Annotated in this window: 17 protein-coding genes; 1 reads left to right on the top strand and 16 read right to left on the bottom strand. The window is 45.0% G+C overall.

What is annotated here, in order from left to right; translation table 11 throughout:
• Positions 1-82 precede the first annotated feature (82 nt).
• The 16 genes from cydB to ACFQ21_RS04065 all read right to left on the bottom strand — a co-directional run bounded on the left by cydB (position 83) and on the right by ACFQ21_RS04065 (position 14,586).
• Positions 83-1,117: a cytochrome d ubiquinol oxidase subunit II gene (gene cydB, locus ACFQ21_RS04140; protein ID WP_377575243.1), complete on the bottom strand. Its 1,035-nt coding sequence runs from the start codon at positions 1,115-1,117 to the stop codon at positions 83-85.
• Between the two features lie 20 nt (positions 1,118-1,137).
• A complete protein-coding gene (locus ACFQ21_RS04135; protein WP_377575241.1) occupies positions 1,138-2,568 on the bottom strand; it encodes a cytochrome ubiquinol oxidase subunit I in 1,431 nt (476 codons plus the stop codon).
• A 100-nt stretch (positions 2,569-2,668) separates the two neighbouring features.
• Positions 2,669-2,827, bottom strand: a complete 159-nt coding sequence (locus ACFQ21_RS04130) for a hypothetical protein (RefSeq protein WP_377575238.1) — start codon at positions 2,825-2,827, stop codon at positions 2,669-2,671.
• A gap of 142 nt (positions 2,828-2,969) precedes the next feature.
• The gene (locus tag ACFQ21_RS04125) at positions 2,970-4,913 is read right to left on the bottom strand and encodes an acetoacetate--CoA ligase (RefSeq protein ID WP_377575235.1); all 1,944 of its coding nucleotides are present in this window, start codon (positions 4,911-4,913) and stop codon (positions 2,970-2,972) included.
• 229 nt (positions 4,914-5,142) lie between these two features.
• The gene (locus ACFQ21_RS04120; protein WP_377575232.1) at positions 5,143-6,069 is read right to left on the bottom strand and encodes a bifunctional riboflavin kinase/FAD synthetase; all 927 of its coding nucleotides are present in this window, start codon (positions 6,067-6,069) and stop codon (positions 5,143-5,145) included.
• 76 nt (positions 6,070-6,145) lie between these two features.
• Positions 6,146-6,307, bottom strand: coding sequence for a DUF2281 domain-containing protein (locus ACFQ21_RS04115; protein ID WP_377575229.1), 162 nt, complete (start codon positions 6,305-6,307; stop codon positions 6,146-6,148).
• 28 nt (positions 6,308-6,335) lie between these two features.
• On the bottom strand, positions 6,336-6,992 hold the full coding sequence (truB, locus tag ACFQ21_RS04110) for a tRNA pseudouridine(55) synthase TruB (protein ID WP_377575227.1): 657 nt from the start codon (positions 6,990-6,992) through the stop codon (positions 6,336-6,338).
• Positions 6,992-7,783, bottom strand: a complete 792-nt coding sequence (locus ACFQ21_RS04105) for an undecaprenyl-diphosphate phosphatase (RefSeq protein WP_377575225.1) — start codon at positions 7,781-7,783, stop codon at positions 6,992-6,994. Before ACFQ21_RS04105 ends, truB begins: the two co-directional genes overlap by 1 nt.
• Positions 7,784-7,848: 65 nt before the next feature.
• Positions 7,849-8,052 carry a DUF3098 domain-containing protein gene (locus ACFQ21_RS04100; protein WP_377575222.1) on the bottom strand — a complete coding sequence of 68 codons (204 nt, stop codon included), beginning with the start codon at positions 8,050-8,052 and terminating at the stop codon, positions 7,849-7,851.
• 17 nt (positions 8,053-8,069) lie between these two features.
• Entirely contained in the window at positions 8,070-8,954 is an 885-nt protein-coding gene (locus ACFQ21_RS04095; RefSeq protein WP_377575219.1) for a cell division protein FtsX, read from the bottom strand.
• A 124-nt stretch (positions 8,955-9,078) separates the two neighbouring features.
• A complete protein-coding gene (locus ACFQ21_RS04090; RefSeq protein WP_377575216.1) occupies positions 9,079-10,020 on the bottom strand; it encodes a hypothetical protein in 942 nt (313 codons plus the stop codon).
• Positions 10,021-10,026: 6 nt separating this feature from the next.
• Positions 10,027-10,566 (bottom strand): RNA polymerase sigma factor, encoded by a 540-nt coding sequence (locus tag ACFQ21_RS04085; RefSeq protein WP_377575214.1) that lies wholly within the window; start codon positions 10,564-10,566, stop codon positions 10,027-10,029.
• 95 nt (positions 10,567-10,661) lie between these two features.
• Complete coding sequence (locus tag ACFQ21_RS04080) at positions 10,662-11,087, bottom strand: DUF2147 domain-containing protein (protein ID WP_377575212.1); 426 nt, start codon at positions 11,085-11,087, stop codon at positions 10,662-10,664.
• A gap of 214 nt (positions 11,088-11,301) precedes the next feature.
• Positions 11,302-13,482: a sodium-translocating pyrophosphatase gene (locus ACFQ21_RS04075; RefSeq protein WP_377575210.1), complete on the bottom strand. Its 2,181-nt coding sequence runs from the start codon at positions 13,480-13,482 to the stop codon at positions 11,302-11,304.
• Positions 13,483-13,681: 199 nt separating this feature from the next.
• Positions 13,682-14,065, bottom strand: coding sequence for a hypothetical protein (locus ACFQ21_RS04070; RefSeq protein ID WP_377575208.1), 384 nt, complete (start codon positions 14,063-14,065; stop codon positions 13,682-13,684).
• Positions 14,062-14,586 (bottom strand): acyl-CoA thioesterase, encoded by a 525-nt coding sequence (locus ACFQ21_RS04065; protein ID WP_377575205.1) that lies wholly within the window; start codon positions 14,584-14,586, stop codon positions 14,062-14,064. Before ACFQ21_RS04065 ends, ACFQ21_RS04070 begins: the two co-directional genes overlap by 4 nt.
• 430 nt (positions 14,587-15,016) lie before the next feature.
• Between ACFQ21_RS04065 and thrA the strand changes: the two genes are divergently transcribed.
• Positions 15,017-17,461 carry a bifunctional aspartate kinase/homoserine dehydrogenase I gene (gene thrA, locus ACFQ21_RS04060; RefSeq protein WP_377575202.1) on the top strand — a complete coding sequence of 815 codons (2,445 nt, stop codon included), beginning with the start codon at positions 15,017-15,019 and terminating at the stop codon, positions 17,459-17,461.
• Positions 17,462-17,540: the final 79 nt, after the last annotated feature.

The raw sequence follows: 17,540 nt of genomic DNA, 5'->3' as shown, positions 1-17,540 counted from the left end.
GTGTTGAAGTGTTGAGGTGTTGAAGTGTTGAGGTCGGACGGTATTTAACATCAATACCTTAACACATGAACACTTCAACACATCAGTAACTTGTTTCATCCAGCTTCACCTTCCCCTTAAACGTCCAGAAGACGAAGGTGGTGTAGGCAGCTACCAGCGGGACTCCGATGGCGGCTACGGTGAGCATGATGCCGAGTGTTTTGTTGGAGGAGGCGGAGTTGTATACGGTGAGGCTGTTGGCTGGGGTTTGTGGTGAATAAATTATGGTCGGGTATAATTCCAGCGATACTATGATCAGGGCTACACTGATGACTACTGCGGAAGACAGGAAGGCCAGCAGGTATTTTCGTTTGGAGATCTGGCGCGTGATGTTGGCAATGGCGAGGACCATGATCACGGGAAGTATAAACATGCCGGGACTATCATGAATCTGATCGACCAGGTGTGGTATATATAGCAGGGTATAGAAGGATGTGATGACAAAACTGATCACAAAGAATATGGTGGTTCTGCGTACGATGATGGTGAGCTTGGCGTATAACCGGTCTTCTGTTTTCATAACCAGGTATATAGCTCCGTGCATCATAAACAATGCGAGTGAAGTTATACCGACCATGATCGAGTAGGGGTTGATAAAGTCTGCGAAGTCGCCACGGTAGATGTGGTCTTTATCAAGTGGTATACCGATGGCTACATTGCCGAGTATAAATCCTAACAGAAATGCAAGCAGTCCGCTGGAGAGACAGTAACTGATGTCCCACATCTTGCGCCACCAGAGCATCGGTTCTTTACTTCTGAATTCGATGGAGACTGCACGAAAGATCAATGCTACTAGAAATATCATGAACGGTATATAGAACGCAGAGAGGAGTGAGGCATAAACTTCCGGGAAACCGGCAAACAGTGCACCACCTCCGATAACCAACCATACTTCGTTACCATCCCACACGGGGCCTATAGCATTGAGTGCCGTGCGTCTGCTGGTTTCTTTGTTGAAGAATAAATGCAACGCACCGGCACCGAGATCAAAGCCATCGAGAATGGCGTAGCCGGTAAATACTGCTCCGATCACCAGGAACCACCACGTTGGGAAATCTATACCTGCAAATGTGTTCATGCGTTATTCGTTATACGCTGTTATATACTTTCTGAATCTTTACCACGCGTTGCCGGTGTTGCTTCCGTGGGATGTTCGGATGTAAATGATCCTGCCATCTCCATGTGTCGCGGACTGTGTTCGTCATCGTGATGATCGTACGGGCCGTGTGTTATTTTTTTGTTCAGCAGGTATATAAATAAGGCGAAGAGCAGTATATATACCAGTGTGAACATGATGAGCGAGAACATAACCTGGTTGGCCGTGACGGCTTCCGATAAAGCATCGGAAGTTCGAAGCAGTCCATAGACTACCCACGGTTGTCTTCCGACTTCAGCGGTATACCAGCCTACCTGGTTGGCTATCTGAGGTAACAATACGGCCCATACAAAGATCCACAACAGCCAGCGCTTATCGAAAAGTGTTCCGCGCCACCACAGGTAAACAGAATATAGCGACAGGGCGATCAACGCCATACCGATGGCAATCATGAGGTGATACGTTTGAAAGACAAAGTTTACAGCCCCCGGACGTTCATTCTCGGGAAAGCTATTGAGCCCGCGAATGGGCTTGTCAATATCACCATGCACAAAATAGGACAAGCCTCGGGGTATAGCTACACCGGTCGTAGTCTGTTCTTTCTTATTTACCCATCCGAAAAGATATAGGTCTGCCGCTTTCAATGAATCGAAGTGACCTTCCATCGCTGCAAGCTTGGCCGGTTGATAGTGTGCTACAACATCAGCAGATTTGTGCCCGGTAAATAACTGTAGCAGTGAAGTAACTGCCGCCACCGATAAAGCAATCTTGAAAGATGCTTTGGACAGCTCTATATATTTACCCTTTAATATATACCACGCGCTTACACTCGTAACGAGAAATGCGCCTGCGAGAAATGCCCCAGACCAAACGTGCGATATTCGTTCGATGGAAGAAGGATTGAACACCATCGCCCAGAAGTCGGTGATCTCAGCACGAGCTTTCATGCCTTCACCAACAATGTGATAGCCGGTTGGTGTTTGTTGCCAGGAGTTTGCTACTACGATCCAGATGGCAGAGAACATCGAACCCAGTGTTACCATGATCGTAGAGAAGAAATGTACTCTTGGACTTACACGATTCCACCCAAAGATTAATATACCGAGGAAACCCGATTCAAGAGCAAATGCAAAGATACCTTCTGCTGCCAGTGCACTTCCAAAAACATCACCAACGTATCGCGAGTATACAGCCCAGTTGGTGCCGAACTCAAACTCCATAACGATACCTGTTGCTACGCCAATGCCGAAGATCAGTGCGAATATTTTTACCCAGAAGCGTGTCATCTGCTGGTATATTTCCTGGCCGGTGCGCAGGTACATTCCTTCCATGAACACCATCACCAAACCAAGTCCTATACTCAGTGGCGGATAGATGTAATGGAAAGCAATTGTAAAAGCGAATTGTATGCGGGAGAGAATTTCTACGTCCATCGGGTTTTAAAGCTACACCACAATGACGAAGCAGCAAAGGGAAATCGCAGTAAATGAGATTAAGTTTTGAAATAGATTACAGGATACGTTTGCAATAATTTTATCCTGCAGGATGATGGGGACAGCTAAAGAGTATATTAACGTAGCGCTTTATTTCGGGTTGATTGCTTTCGTGTTTTTTGTTGAGATCACGCTCGCGCACGCACGCCCATGATAATTTCTTCACGGTAACTTTCATTCCTTTAAACGAGTAATTCACGCCAGGCTTCTACATTTTCTGTCTCATACGATAGGCATATTCCCATCGCTGCAGCGGTGTACGTGCGAGCAATGCTTCATCCTTCAGTTTGTACTCTTCGTCAAAGGTTGTTTTGATTACTTTGGTCATACACTGCGGATGATTAATTTTTATTCTGGTTTAATCGGATAAAGAAATCCATCGACTCCGGGTTTTTCAACGCACCTGCGTTTACAACCTGTTTCGGATCTTTCCCCATCAGTATCTTTTTAACTGGTGTTTCGGTTTTCTTTCCGCTGATCGTATACGGTATATCCGACACGGCAATGATTTCGTCTGGCACGTGCCGTGGACTATAGTCACTTCGAATGGTTGTGTTGATCTTCTTTTTAATATCAGCGGTCAGTTCAACATTCTCCTGCATCACCACGAACAACGGCATCCAGAATTCTCCGTCTTTTTTCTCGATGCAGATAATGAGGCTGTCTTTTACTTCTCTTACTTTATCGACTGCCCGGTATATTTCGCTGGTGCCAATGCGCACACCGGCACGATTCAGCGTTGCATCGGAACGCCCATAGATAATCACTCCGTTATGTTCGGTGATCTCCGTCCAATCACCATGGCGCCATACTCCGGGGTACATTTCAAAGTAACTTTCCGCATAACGTTTATAGTCGGGATCGTTCCAGAAATATACCGGCATGGAAGGCATAGGTTTGGTGATTACCATTTCTCCGACTTGCCGTGAAAGCGACTTGCCATCTTCATCAAACGCCTCCAGTCTGCATCCTAACGCACGGCATTGTATCTCTCCAGAATATACCGGTAGCGTTGGCATACCGCCTACAAATGCACTGCACACATCGGTGCCTCCGCTCATCGAGGCAAGCCACAGATCGTGCTTTATTTCTTTATATACCCAGTCGAAACCTTCCGGTGGCAATGTACTGCCGGTAGAACTGATCGATCGGAGAGAGCTGAGGTTAAAGTCTTTTGCAGGATGTGTACCACCTTTGATATTGGCAAGTATAAAACCTGCGCTGGTACCGAAGTGATGTATACCGGCATCTTGTGTGAACTGCCAGAGTATATTTAGGGTCGGGTAGGCCGGACTGCCATCGTATAGCACCATGGTAGCGCCTGCAAGTAAACTACCGTGAATATAGTTCCACATCATCCAGCCGGTAGTGGTATACCAGAAGCAACGTTCACCAGGCTTAAAGTCGTTATGGAAGGTGCCGTACTTGAGTTGCTCCAGTAATATACCTCCGTGGGAATGTGTAATTGCTTTTGGTAAACCGGTAGTTCCGGAGGAGTATAGAATCCAGATCGGATGTGCAAATGGAACGCGTTCAAACTCAAGCTTTGCTGTTTTGTTAGCTGTAACTTCTTTCCATAATGCGATAGGTTTAGCAGAAACGGGTACTATATCTTTTGAAGAAACGATGATGACTTGTTCCAGCGATGGCAGTGACTTGATAAGTTCTTGTATCACCTCTTGCTTGTCAAACATCTTTCCGTTGTATTGATAGCTGTCGGTAGCGATGAGTATTTTGGGCTCGATCTGTGCAAAGCGATCGATCACAGCATTTGTCCCGAAGTCTGGCGAACAACTTGACCACACTGCCCCCAACGCATTGGTTGCCAGAAACGCAATAGTTGCCTCCGGACATCCCGGCAGGTAAGCCGCTACGCGATCACCAGCCACTACGTTGTGAGCTTTGAGATACTGTTGAAGAGAAGCTGTTTGCGCTGTAAGTGAGTCCCAGTATATTTCCTGTATTGGTTCTGCTTCATTCTTGAAGATGATCGCAGGATGCTGTGTGTTTGCCTTACGAAATATATGTTCCGCATAGTTGAGGCTTGTGCCTTCGAACCACCGGCAATGCGGCATGGAGCCTTGCACCACGTGCGTATAGGAACCATCGTGTATAACATCGAAGTACTGCCATATACTTTCCCAGAAAGCCTCGATGTTATCAACGGACCATTGCCATAGAGAATGATAGTCGTTGAAGTGCAACTGCTTCTTCTCTTTCAGCCATTGCTGGTAGCGAACGAGGTTTGATTGCGATATGAATTCTTTTGATGGACTCCAGAGCATGGTGGTTCGTTAATCGTAAATGGGTTAATCGTTATCCGAGGGTGAGGCCCGGATTACGTTGACCAAATTAAGTAAAAGTTAGCGATAACGATTTTAAAATCCCATTGCACTGAGAGCACGAAGAAGACGCAGAGTTACACAAAGCTTTCTCTGCAACTTTGTGTCTTCTTCGTGATTCCTTTTATGAAATTGGATTTTGTATTTACGATTAACCGATAACGGATAACGACTATCCGAGAATACGAAGCGCATCCTGCTTATCAATACCCAATTGAACTTTCAACCCTTCCAGATCACTGAACTTAGCATCGCCACGAATCAGTTTGTGGAAGTAAAGCGTCAGTGACTCGCCATATATATCTTTCACGAAATCAAAGATGTTTACTTCAATGTTGCGCTTGGTTCCGTTTACGGTTGGGCGGTTGCCTATATATAGCATACCTTTATAGGTGGTGTGTTCATGCAGTACGGTTACAGCATATATACCATCCGCGGGAATAAGTTTGTATTTTGTGTCGATCTCGATGTTGGCAGTAGGGTATCCGAGTAATCGTCCTAATTTATCGCCCATTACAACGCGACCGGTAAGCGCATAAGGGCGGGCCAGAAAATGAGTAGTTGTGTCGATGTCGCCTTCTTCCAGAGCCTTTCGAACTTTTGAAGAGCTTACACCAACATGATCAACATCCTGTCTTGGAATTTCTTCTACTTCAAAGCCGTAGCGTGGCGCATTGATCTTGAGTTGTTCGAAGCTGCCTTCACGATTGTGACCAAAGCGATGATCGTAACCGATAACAAGTTTTTTGGTACCAATCGTCTCTACCAATATCTTCTGAATAAACTCTTCGGAAGTATACTGGGAGAATTCTTTCGTGAAAGGTATTCGAATGAGGTGTTGTATACCTTGCTCTTTCAGCAGCTCTGCTTTCTCTTCGAAGGTATTGAGTAACTTTAGTGTATCATCTTCCGGATGCAGCACGAGTCGCGGGTGAGGCCAGAACGTGATGACAACAGTCTCGCCGTTGTTGCGCGAAGCAATCTCGCGTAATCTGTTCAATATTTTCTGGTGACCAACGTGAACACCATCAAAAGTGCCGCTGGTAACAACCGCGTAGTCTAATCTCGTAAAGTCATCGATGCCGTGATAGATCTTCATATAGTATTATCCCCACTTTACGTCAACAGCGTACGATTTAAATATTTTATCCCTGGAAAGTAATGTGTAATTCTCACTAAGAAATTGAGCCTTTTGCTAAGCCCGCAGTTGGTTCGTTTTGAGGATTTTTCTCACGCTTCTTGGACTTCTCAAGAAGGAACTGTACAAAGTCCTTAACCTCTTGTTTAAGTTCTTGTGGCAAGGACTCTATTTGGTTGTAAAGTTTGAGATTCTCCATGTTCATTCCCCAATATACAAATGAATGGTCATTCTACCTGTTCGATGGTCATTGCATCTTTCAACAAGAAAGACCCGATCCTCGTTCTGCAAAGTTCAGAAAGATATGCGCCAACACCAAGTGCATTGCCAAAATCGCGCGCTATACTTCGAATATAGGTGCCTTTGGAACATACAATCCGGAATGATACTTCTGGTAACTGGATATGGGTGATTTCAAATTCCCGGACTTCCACATCGCGGTGTTTCAACTCTATTTCTTTTCCACTGCGTGCAAACTCATAGGCACGTTTTCCTCCAACACGTATAGCGGAGTGCATAGGAGGTAACTGACTGATGTTACCAATGAAGTTCTTTGTAGCATCCGTTATAGCTTGCGGGGTAATGTGTGCTATATCAACCTGTTCACTTACTTCAGTCTCCAGGTCGTGCGATGGCGTGGTGCTGCCAATCGTAAACTTGCCGGTATACTCTTTCTCCTGGCCCATAAACTCTTCAATGCGCTTGGTCATTTTACCGGTGCAGATAATGAGCAGTCCGGTAGCGAGCGGATCAAGTGTACCCGCGTGACCTATCTTTTTGATTTTTAGTTTATAGCGCAGTTTATTAACCACATCAAACGATGTCCACTGCAGTGGTTTGTTAATGAGAAGGATGCGGCCTTCTTCGGGTGTTGGATTTTCCATTATACGATGGAGAGTCCTACTCCAAGATAATATAGTACGAGTATAACAATGCCGAGTACAATGCGGTAGTACCCGAACAGCTTAAAACCATGCTTGGTAAGAAATGATATAAACGATTTGATGGCGATCATCGCTACAATAAACGCTACTACATTGCCAACGGCAAACAGGGTAATTTCGTTTGACCCGAATGCGCCTCCTTCATCAAAGTATTTATACATCTTCCAGAGCGTAGCAGCAAACATGGTTGGTACTGCCAGGAAGAATGAAAATTCTGCTGCCGTTTTCTTGTTAAGCTTCTGCGAAAGACCTCCGATGATCGTAGCGGCTGAACGTGATACACCGGGAATCATGGCGATGATCTGAAATATACCGATCTTCAGTGCTGAAGGATAATCTACTTGCTTGTCACTCTTTTCATTCTCCTGGAAGATCTTGTCTATGAAAAGAAAGAATATACCTCCCAGTAACAATGTATAGCCTACCACATCTACACGTTCCAGCAGCGCATCAATGGTATCATTAAAAAGAAATCCTACAATAGCAGCCGGTAAAAAGGCAACAAAGAGCTTAAAGTAAAAATCGAATGACTGAAAGAACCGCTTCCAGTACAATACAATAACTGAAAGTATAGCACCCAGCTGGATGGCTACCGTAAACATTTTGGTAAACGGATCACTGGCGATTCCCATCAGGGATGAGCCGATGATCATGTGCCCTGTAGAGGATATAGGTAAAAATTCCGTAATGCCTTCGATGATGGCCAGGATGATAGCTTGAAGAATCGTCATGCGAATAAATTTCAGACTCCCCGGTATATATTCCGCTAAGATTCAGCCGGTGGAGTGTAGATAAACTATTTGGTTGGCTTCTGCAGTATAGCGTATATCTGAATAATAAACCCTGCCATAACAACGATAGGGCCGAGGGTAAGTCCCAGGAAACCGAAACCATGGGGAGCGCTGTCAAGCGACATGATCACGAACCCGATGATAATGGCGGCTACACCGATAATCATCCATTGATAATTCTTTTTGCCAAAGGGAAGTTTGCTTTCCATGTATAGTATATATTTTATCAGTACAATTGATCGAGTGACATGCGCAGGTAGCGGTTGATGGAGAAGAACGTGCCGAGTACAGCTACGATCATTCCGATAACGATCAGACCACCGAGCATCATCATGAAGTGTTCCTGATTATGCAACAATGCGAGGTCTGTTATTTTACTTTGTGCGTAATCAGACAACGACCATAACAGCAACGAGGTAATAACCCCCGCCAGTATTCCATAGAGTGCTGCGCGCACCAGGAAAGGACGTTGTATAAACCAGCGTTTGGCTCCTACGAGCTGCATACTGCGAATGAGAAAACGTTGTGAGAAGAGTGCAAGACGAAGGGTGTTATTGATGAGCAGTACAACGGTGATCAGCAACAACACGATCAATCCAATAAGTATAAATCCAAGCTTGGTAACATTGCTGTTAACCGATTCGATAAGACCTTCTACATAGTATACCTGGAAAACACCATTCATCTTCTGAAGATCTGCTTTGATCTTCTCCATCTGTTCTTTCGAGTGAAAATCAGGATCGATGTTGATGAGAAATGCATCTTTGAGCGGGTTCTCACCAATAAACTGGGTAAAGTCTTCTCCCGTCTCGGCTATAAATTTCTTGGCGGCTTCATCTTTGGAAAAGAAGGCTACACCTTTGCCATCTTCACGGTTCACAAAGTCCATGGAGAGAAGTTTATTCTCAATCTGCAGGCGTTGAGTCTCAGTCACGTTTGATTTAAGATATACCTGCATCTTGATGTTCTGGCGTACCTGGTGCTCCAGTTCCTGCGAGTATATAATGAGCACACCAAACAAGCCTATAACAAACAGGGCAAGTGTAATGCTCACGACTACGCCAATGCCGGGGTAGCCACCTAATTTCTTTTTACGGGCTTTCTTCTCCATGTCAACTGCCAAAGTTATGATAAAATACCAAATAGTAGCATAACGGTGCAGGTAGATGGCTGTTGTGCTATAAATAAAAAATCCCGCCAGGGCGGGATTTTTATATCGTATCTTCTATGTTGAATCAGTTTCCGGATCTGTGTTCCTTCAACTTCTTGATAAGCGTAGGATCGGTGATCGAGGTGAGCGGTTTCACTTTTTCATTTGCTTCGTTCAGCAGATAGTATTTATTCTCGTGGAAGAGGAATACCGTGTGCTTGTTATCGCTGAAGAACTCCATGATCTCGATCAGCTTCTTGTCGAACGGACCGAACAGGTATAACTCGCCATTTTTAAATTGATAGTGGAAATTATACTTCTTGTTATTCGCATCTGTCTTAACAGTAAGCGTAGTCTTGTTTGCTTTTGGAGTGCTCTCGGTAGCCGTTTTATCATCTACAGCTTTGGTGCTTTCGGTTTCTTCTCCGGGTTCAAAGACATGGATTTCCGGTTTTGAAACGCTGTCCTTTTGCTTCGGAGCTATAACCGGTTTGGTTACGCTGGTAGATTCTTTATTTGTTGCCGGCTGCTGATTAGTAACAGCAGGCTGCTGCTTCGGCTGATCAGGCTGTGGTGTTTCCGTTGCCGGTGATGAAGAGGCGGGGGCTGTTGTTGTGGCTTCCGCTTCGTTGGCTGGTGCCGGTTCTGTCTGATGCTCCGTTGGAACTTCAGCCGGTGTTTCCGTTTTGGCGATCTGCTGCTGCGCTGGAACTTCTGTTTCCTCTTTATCGAGATACAGATAGATACCTGTGGCAACCAAACCTGCAACGGTAATGCTGATCAATGTTTTCACACCGATAGAAATTTCTGAACCATGCACGGATGATACCGGTATATTGTTCAGCATGTTTTTCAATTCGGCTGTGCGTGCCTGGCGAAGACCTTCTGCAATTTTTTGTTGCAGTTTATATTCGCGCTGGAGGTCTGCATCGGCCTGCAGTTTTTGTTCGAACGTAGCTTTATCTGCTGCATTCAATTTGTTGCGCAGGTATTCATCCAGCAATTCAAAATCTTTTTCTAATGCCATAACTCTCTAATCCAAAAAATCATGCTCAGAATACTGAGCTTTCACTAATTCATCCAGTTTCATTTTACATTTATACTTCTTGGTCTTGGCCGTGTCAGTGTTCGCGAACCCTAATTTGTCTGCGATCTCTTGCATCGACATCTCCTCGAAGTAATAATACATCAGCACTTTTTTACAGGTCTCCCCAAGTTGCTCGATGCATTTTAAAATGATACGGTCGCGTTCAGCAGTTTCCGTATCAAGCGAAACAGCAGAGTCTTTCTCTTCGTTGGAAAGGCGCTTTTTACGATCCAGTTCCTTTCGCCACAGGTTCTGACAAATGCTGTAGATATAGGTACTGATTTTCGAAGTCATTACCAGGTTGCCTGAGGTTGCTTTCTGCCAGAAAACGATTAGTGCGTCCTGATAAATATCCCGAGCCTCTTCTTCTGTTCCACTGTTGGTGATGACAAGCTTGGTCATCATCCGGTAATATTTCTTATACAAGAACTCAAGAGCCTTCTCATCACCTTTGCTGATGCGCTCGAAGATCTCCTTCTCGTCCATGTGTGAGCTCGACCTGTATACCATCTTTAAATAAAGTTGTAACCGCCAGGGTTCCTTTTTTGTGTATTTTTCTGCGAATTAACGAATATAGAAGATCAATTTGTACGTGTCCACGTTTGCGTTCGGTAAAAAGGACCCCAGTAACCCCGCACTTTCAAATCATTTCCTTCCAGCCAAAGCTTGCATTTGTATACCTTGCCCTCTTCAGGGTCGAGTATATTCCCCTCTGAATATTCACCCCCGGATTTCTCCATGTCTTTGATAATCTCCATGCCGATTATCTTCTTGTTATAGCGGGCATCATCTTCCGGGCATTCGTTGCAAACCGGGTCTGGTTCCTCTCCGGCAGCAGGAAATATCTTTATAATTTTCCCAAAAACCTTCCCGTGACGTTCAAAGATTTCGACAATAGACCGCTGTTTGCCAGTCTTGTCATCGATGGTCTTCCATGTTCCGGATATGGATTGCGCATACCCTGAGCAAGTAATCAAAGCAAGGAGGAGAGGGGCTATCCGTTTCATCGTCAGGAATTATAGGTGATTAAAATTTTTTAAAAATAGTCTATTTTAGGTCTTATCACAGCAATACTCCGGCCTAGTCAACAATACGGGCGATGCTTCGGGATACGATGGCGATGTAAACGGCTTGCTATACTTGATCTATACCGTAAAACAGTATAGGCGGTATAAATCAAAAGCCCCGGCATTACCGGGGCTTTCATAAAGTTTGTAAAGTCTATTTGATTGTAACCGAAGCATCACTGATTACTTCCATCTTCGGCTTCACCGGTTCTGCTTTTGCAGCCGTGTGATCTTTATGCGAGATGTGTGGTGCTATGATAAGGGCCACGATCGAAGTAAGTTTGATCAGGATGTTCATGGAAGGACCTGATGTATCTTTGAACGGATCACCCACGGTATCACCGGTTACAGATGCTTTGTGTGGCTCTGATTTTTTATAGTATGTCTGACCGTTGATCTCGACACCTTTTTCAAAAGATTTTTTAGCGTTGTCCCATGCACCACCTGCGTTCGACTGGAACATACCCATCAATACACCGGATACAGTAACACCAGCCAATAAACCTCCGAGTACTTCGGGACCAAATGTAAATCCGACAAGAATCGGGACGATCAATGCTATAGCACCGGGAGCAATCATCTCGCGAATGGATGCTTTTGTTGATATAGCTACGCACTTTTCATATTCAGGTTTTGCCTTATACTCCATGATGCCCGGTATCTCGCGGAACTGTCTGCGTACTTCATTTACCATATCCATGGCTGCACGCCCTACGGCTGCTATAGCAAGTGATGAGAATATAAATGGAATCATACCTCCCACAAACAAGCCAGCAAGCACGGGAGCTTTATATATATCGATAGACGATATGCCGGATATACCTACGAAAGCCGCGAAGAGCGCGAGTGATGTAAGTGCAGCGGATGCAATAGCAAACCCTTTTCCGGTAGCGGCCGTGGTGTTACCCACAGCATCGAGGTTATCGGTGCGATGACGAACTTCTTCCGGTAACTGACTCATCTCGGCTATACCACCGGCATTATCTGCTATAGGTCCGAAGGCATCGATCGCCAATTGCATCGCGGTGGTTGCCATCATACCGGCTGCTGCTATAGCAACACCGTATAGTCCGGCAAATTCATAAGAACCAATGATACCACCGGCAAGAACGAAGATTGGTAATACGGTAGATTCCATACCTACCGATAAACCACCGATGATGTTCGTAGCATGACCAGTGCCTGATTGCTTGATGATGGAGAGCACCGGACGTTTACCCATCGCGGTATAGTATTCGGTAATGATACTCATCAAAGTACCTACAATCAATCCGATAATGATCGCTATAAATACATCGGTAGAAGTAAACTCGACACCGCGGTGTACGAGTGTTTCAGGAAGTAAATGTTTTACTGCAAAGTAAGAAGCTATAGCAGTCATGATGATCGATGACCAGTTGCCGATGTTCAATGCTTTCTGAACACTGTCAGTTTCATGCTTGATGCGAACGAACCATGTACCTACGATCGAGAAGATCAATCCAAGACCAGCGATAAGCATGGGTAATAATATAGGAGAGAGGCCTCCGAATTTATCAGACGATGCATCGATCTCCTGACCCAACACCATCGTTGCTAATATAGTGGCTACATACGAACCAAATAAGTCGGCACCCATACCGGCAACATCACCCACGTTATCACCTACGTTATCAGCAATAGTGGCAGGGTTGCGCACATCATCTTCCGGTATACCGGCTTCTACTTTACCTACAAGGTCAGCACCCACGTCAGCAGCTTTGGTATAGATACCACCACCCACACGGGCAAACAACGCGATCGATTCAGCGCCCAGTGAGAAACCTGCGAGCACTTCAATCGCTTTTTTCATTTCAAGTCCGGTAATGGCCGCGCCTTCCGGTACAAAATAATTGAAGAATATAATGAACAATCCACCCAGACCAAGTACAGCAAGACCAGCAACACCGATACCCATTACTGATCCACCGGTGAATGAAACTTTCAATGCATGAGCAAGACTTGTACGTGCAGCTTGTGTTGTGCGCACGTTGGCCTTGGTAGCGATCTTCATACCGATATAACCTGCAAAGGCAGAAAGCACAGCACCAAGAAGAAAAGATACAGCGATGATAGGGTGCGAGTCTTCAACGAGGCTGCCCGACCAGCCTAATAATATAGCAGCGATCACGGCAAAGTAAGCAAGGACCCTCCACTCTGCTTTTAGAAAAGCCATGGCTCCATTGGCGATATAGCCTGCCAGTTCCTGCATTTTGGCATCGCCTGCATCCTGCTTGGTTACCCACGCTGATTTGATCGCCATCGCGATCAACCCAATTATCCCGAGGGCGGGGATCAAAAGTAAAGTACTATTCATTGTTTAAGATTTAGGGAATCTGAATTAACACATTAAAAAACCACCTTGTTTATACAAGATGGTTTTTCAGTAACAACAAATATATAAATAGGTGGCAAACTGCCAAAAGAAGCAGCGCACAGGTTTGCGCGGGATTGTTGTGTGCCGTCCGGGTGTTACACCAGACAGCGGAGATTAGTTGTGATGCGTGGAGTAATGGCTACAGTCCGAACATTTTTTTGAGCGCGATCCAGAGATTTTTCTTTTTCAGATCGTCCAGGTTGTTGATTGCATCAGCTGCTATTACCGACACACCATTCACCGTGAGGTGTTCATATAGCTTGTCGGATGTTTTGAATACTGAACCCAGCGCCAGCACTTTCGTGGGAGCAAGTGGGGCGAGGTCTTCCACGGTGAAATCTTTTCGTGTGATGATCTGCACCGCCGGCAGACTCAGCCTTAAAGCTGCGAGCATCTTGGACAGTACAGTGCGTTCATCTTCCGTATGTTCTTCCCACGAACGAGAGAGTATAATGAGTACACGTGAAGGTATCTGGTAAAGATCTTCCTGGTACAGGCTTTCGATGGCAGATGTCTGGCTCACGCTTCTTTAATATCAAATATAGATCTCAATTCATTCGCTTCCTGCGGCTTCATTCTGCCTCCGAGTATCAGTCGAAGTTGTCTTCTGCGAAGTGCTCCATTATAGACCTCCTTTTCTTCTTCAGTCTCGGGTTCTACTTCAGGCACATTAATAGGCTTGCCGTTTTGGTCGATCGCTACAAAGGTAAAGTATGCAGCATTGCTTTCAAACTTGTGTCCGGTGGGTACATCTTCAGCTTCCACATCAATGCGTATCTCCATCGAAGAGTTAAACGCGCGGGTAACTTTTGCTTTCAGCGTAACAACATTACCGAGCCTGATCGGATGTTTAAAAGATATATTATCTACCGAAGCCGTTACCACAGTAGAGTTGGAATGTTTTTGTCCGGCAATAGCCGAGACAATATCCATCCAGTGCATGAGGCGTCCCCCCATTAGATTGTTCAATGTGTTGGTATCATTCGGTAATACCAGCTCCGTCATGCTGACGAACGATTCGCGGGGAAATTTTTTTTTACGCATCTGTTTTTTAGTGTTTAAGTGTGTACGTGTGTGAGTGGTTACGTGAAGTATAGATTTTATTACGTAAAAACGTAAACACCTACACACGTAAACACTTCATAACATTCGATTGCATAGCGCTAATAAGCGTTAGTTCGTGCAAAAATCTAAAAAAATAGTTTGCAATCAAGTATATCATTTCATTATTTCGGTGCGCCTTATGCAAGCAACACAAAATATAGCATCATCTTCTTTCTTCTCATTCGGGAAGACGATTGCTTGCATTACCCCGATAGCTATTATTTCTATTATTACCATTACCATCATTACGGGGTGACCCCGTGCTCATTCTATACCCCGGCCCCATTAGGATTATGTCCGTCTCCAGGAGATGATATCGTAAACCAACAGTTTAAAAATAGAATACTACACCCTGAATAATTAATTGTTCATGAAAATATTAAAGTTCGGTGGCTCATCGGTAGCTACCCCTGCGAGAATACAATCGGTTATAGAAATAGTAAAGCCTTATCTGAAAGGCGATGTTGCTGTAGTCTTTTCCGCTTTTGGCGGAGTTACCGATGTGTTGATTGGCATTAGTAAACTCGCACTGGAAAGTAATCTCGAATACAAAACAAAACTGGCTGATATCGAGAAGCGTCACCTCGATGCTGTACGCGAATTGATCGGTGTACAAAAACAAAGCAGCATTCTGGCCCAGGTAAAGTTTATGATCAATGAACTGGAAGATGTACTGCACGGTGTCTTCCTGGTGAAAGAGCGTACACCCCGCACGTTGGATTACGTCATGAGCTTTGGTGAGCGCCTGTCTGCCTATATTATTTCAGAAGCTTTTAAAGATAAAGGTGTAGCAGCTGAATTTCTCGATGCGCGCAAAGTAGTGCGCACCGATGGACACTTTGGTTATGCGAAAGTAGATTTTGATGTAACGAACAAACTCATCAACGATCACTTTAAAAATCATACAGACCTGCAGATCATCACCGGATTTATAGGTACGTCCGAGACGGGTGAAACAACAACGCTCGGTCGCAGTGGTTCTGATTATACTGCTGCCATCTTTGCCGGTGCTTTACATGCAACGGATCTTGAAATATGGACCGATGTAGATGGCATGATGACAGCCGATCCGCGCATGGTAAAGAAGGCGTTTACTGTGCCGCAGATGAGCTACGAGGAGGCGATGGAGCTATCGCACTTCGGAGCGAAAGTAATTTTCCCGGCTACCATGCAACCCGCCATGGTAAATCATATACCTATCTGGATCAAGAATACGTTTAACCCGACTTTTGAGGGAACGGTTATTCACGCCAATGCCAAGAACGGTAAACTCATCAAAGGTATATCTTCGATGAACAATGTGAGTTTACTCAACGTGCAGGGAAGTGGTTTGTTAGGAGTAGTAGGAGCGTCTATGCGATTGTTTGCTACACTGGCACGTGAAAAGATAAGCGTGATCCTGATCAGCCAGGCATCATCGGAGCACTCTATATGTTTTGCTATTGAAAATCAGTACACACGTCAGGCCAAGTCGGCTATCGATAAAGAATTTCAGTACGAGATACGCAACGAAGAAATTGATGAAGTACAGGTAGAAACGGATTTGTCTATCGTAGCCGTTGTAGGCGATGGTATGAAACATAGTCCTGGTACCAGTGGACGCATGTTCAGTTCGTTGGGTAAGAACGGTGTGAACGTAATGGCGATTGCGCAGGGATCATCCGAGCGAAATATATCGGCCGTGGTTCGTCAGGCCGATGTAGCCAAAGCGTTGAATGCGTTGCACGAAGCATTCTTCCTGTCGGATCGTAAAGTATTAAATGTATTCCTGGTGGGAACCGGTCTGATCGGCAACTCCCTGGTAAATATGATCGAGGAGCAGTATAATAAGCTCGCGAAAGAAAATCTGTTGGAAGTAAATGTAGTGGCTGTAGCGAACAGTAAGAAAATGCTGTTCAATGAAGAAGGCCTTAAACTGTCATCGTGCATAGACGAGATGAAGAAAGATGGCCAGTCAATGAACATGAAAGAGTTTGCTGATAAAATGGTAAGTCTCAATTTACCGAACAGCATCTTTGTGGATTGTACTTCGAGCGAAGAAGTTACGGCTGTATATGAAACTATATTGTCTGCCAATATTTCCATTGTAACACCGAACAAGAAAGCGAATTCGGCTTCGATGGAGCAATATACCAACCTCAAAAAGACAGCCTTTAAACGTGGTGTCAAGTTCCTGTACGAAACCAACGTAGGGGCTGGACTACCCGTGATCAACACACTGAACGATTTGCTGCTGAGTGGTGACAAAGTGATCAGCATTGAAGGTGTATTGAGCGGAACGCTGAACTTTATCTTCAGCTCCTATACTGACGGCAAGAAGTTTAGCGATGTAGTAAAAGAAGCCAAAGAAAAAGGCTATACCGAACCAGACCCACGCGATGATTTAAGTGGTATGGACGTAGCGCGTAAGATATTGATCTTGTCTCGCGAAACCGGATTATCATTTGAGCTCAGCGATATACAGGTAGAAAACCTGGTGCCGGTTGATTGTCAGAAAGGAAGTGTAGATGATTTCTTCAAGACACTCGAGAAACACGATGCATCGTTCGAGAAACTTCGCGATGAAGCCTTTTCCAAAGGAGAGAAGCTTCGCTATATGGCGGTATTGAACGAAGGCAAAGTGAGTGTGAAACTCGGTTCGGTAAACAGCCAGCATCCGTTCTATTCACTCTCCGGTAGCGACAACATTATACTGCTTACTACCGAACGATACCATGAACGCCCGATGGTAATACGCGGCCCCGGAGCAGGAGCAGCGGTAACAGCAGCTGGTGTATTTGCCGATGTGATCCGTATAGGACACTACGCGAAGTAGCGGGAGTCGTTATCCGTTAATGGTTATCTGTTAATCGTTAATGGTTATCCGGTACGGCTAAATATATACCTCGCACCCA

It is taken from the genome of Ohtaekwangia kribbensis (assembly GCF_042676245.1).
GTDB lineage: Bacteria > Bacteroidota > Bacteroidia > Cytophagales > Cyclobacteriaceae > Ohtaekwangia > Ohtaekwangia kribbensis.
This window is presented reverse-complemented; position numbering and strand designations above follow the sequence as displayed.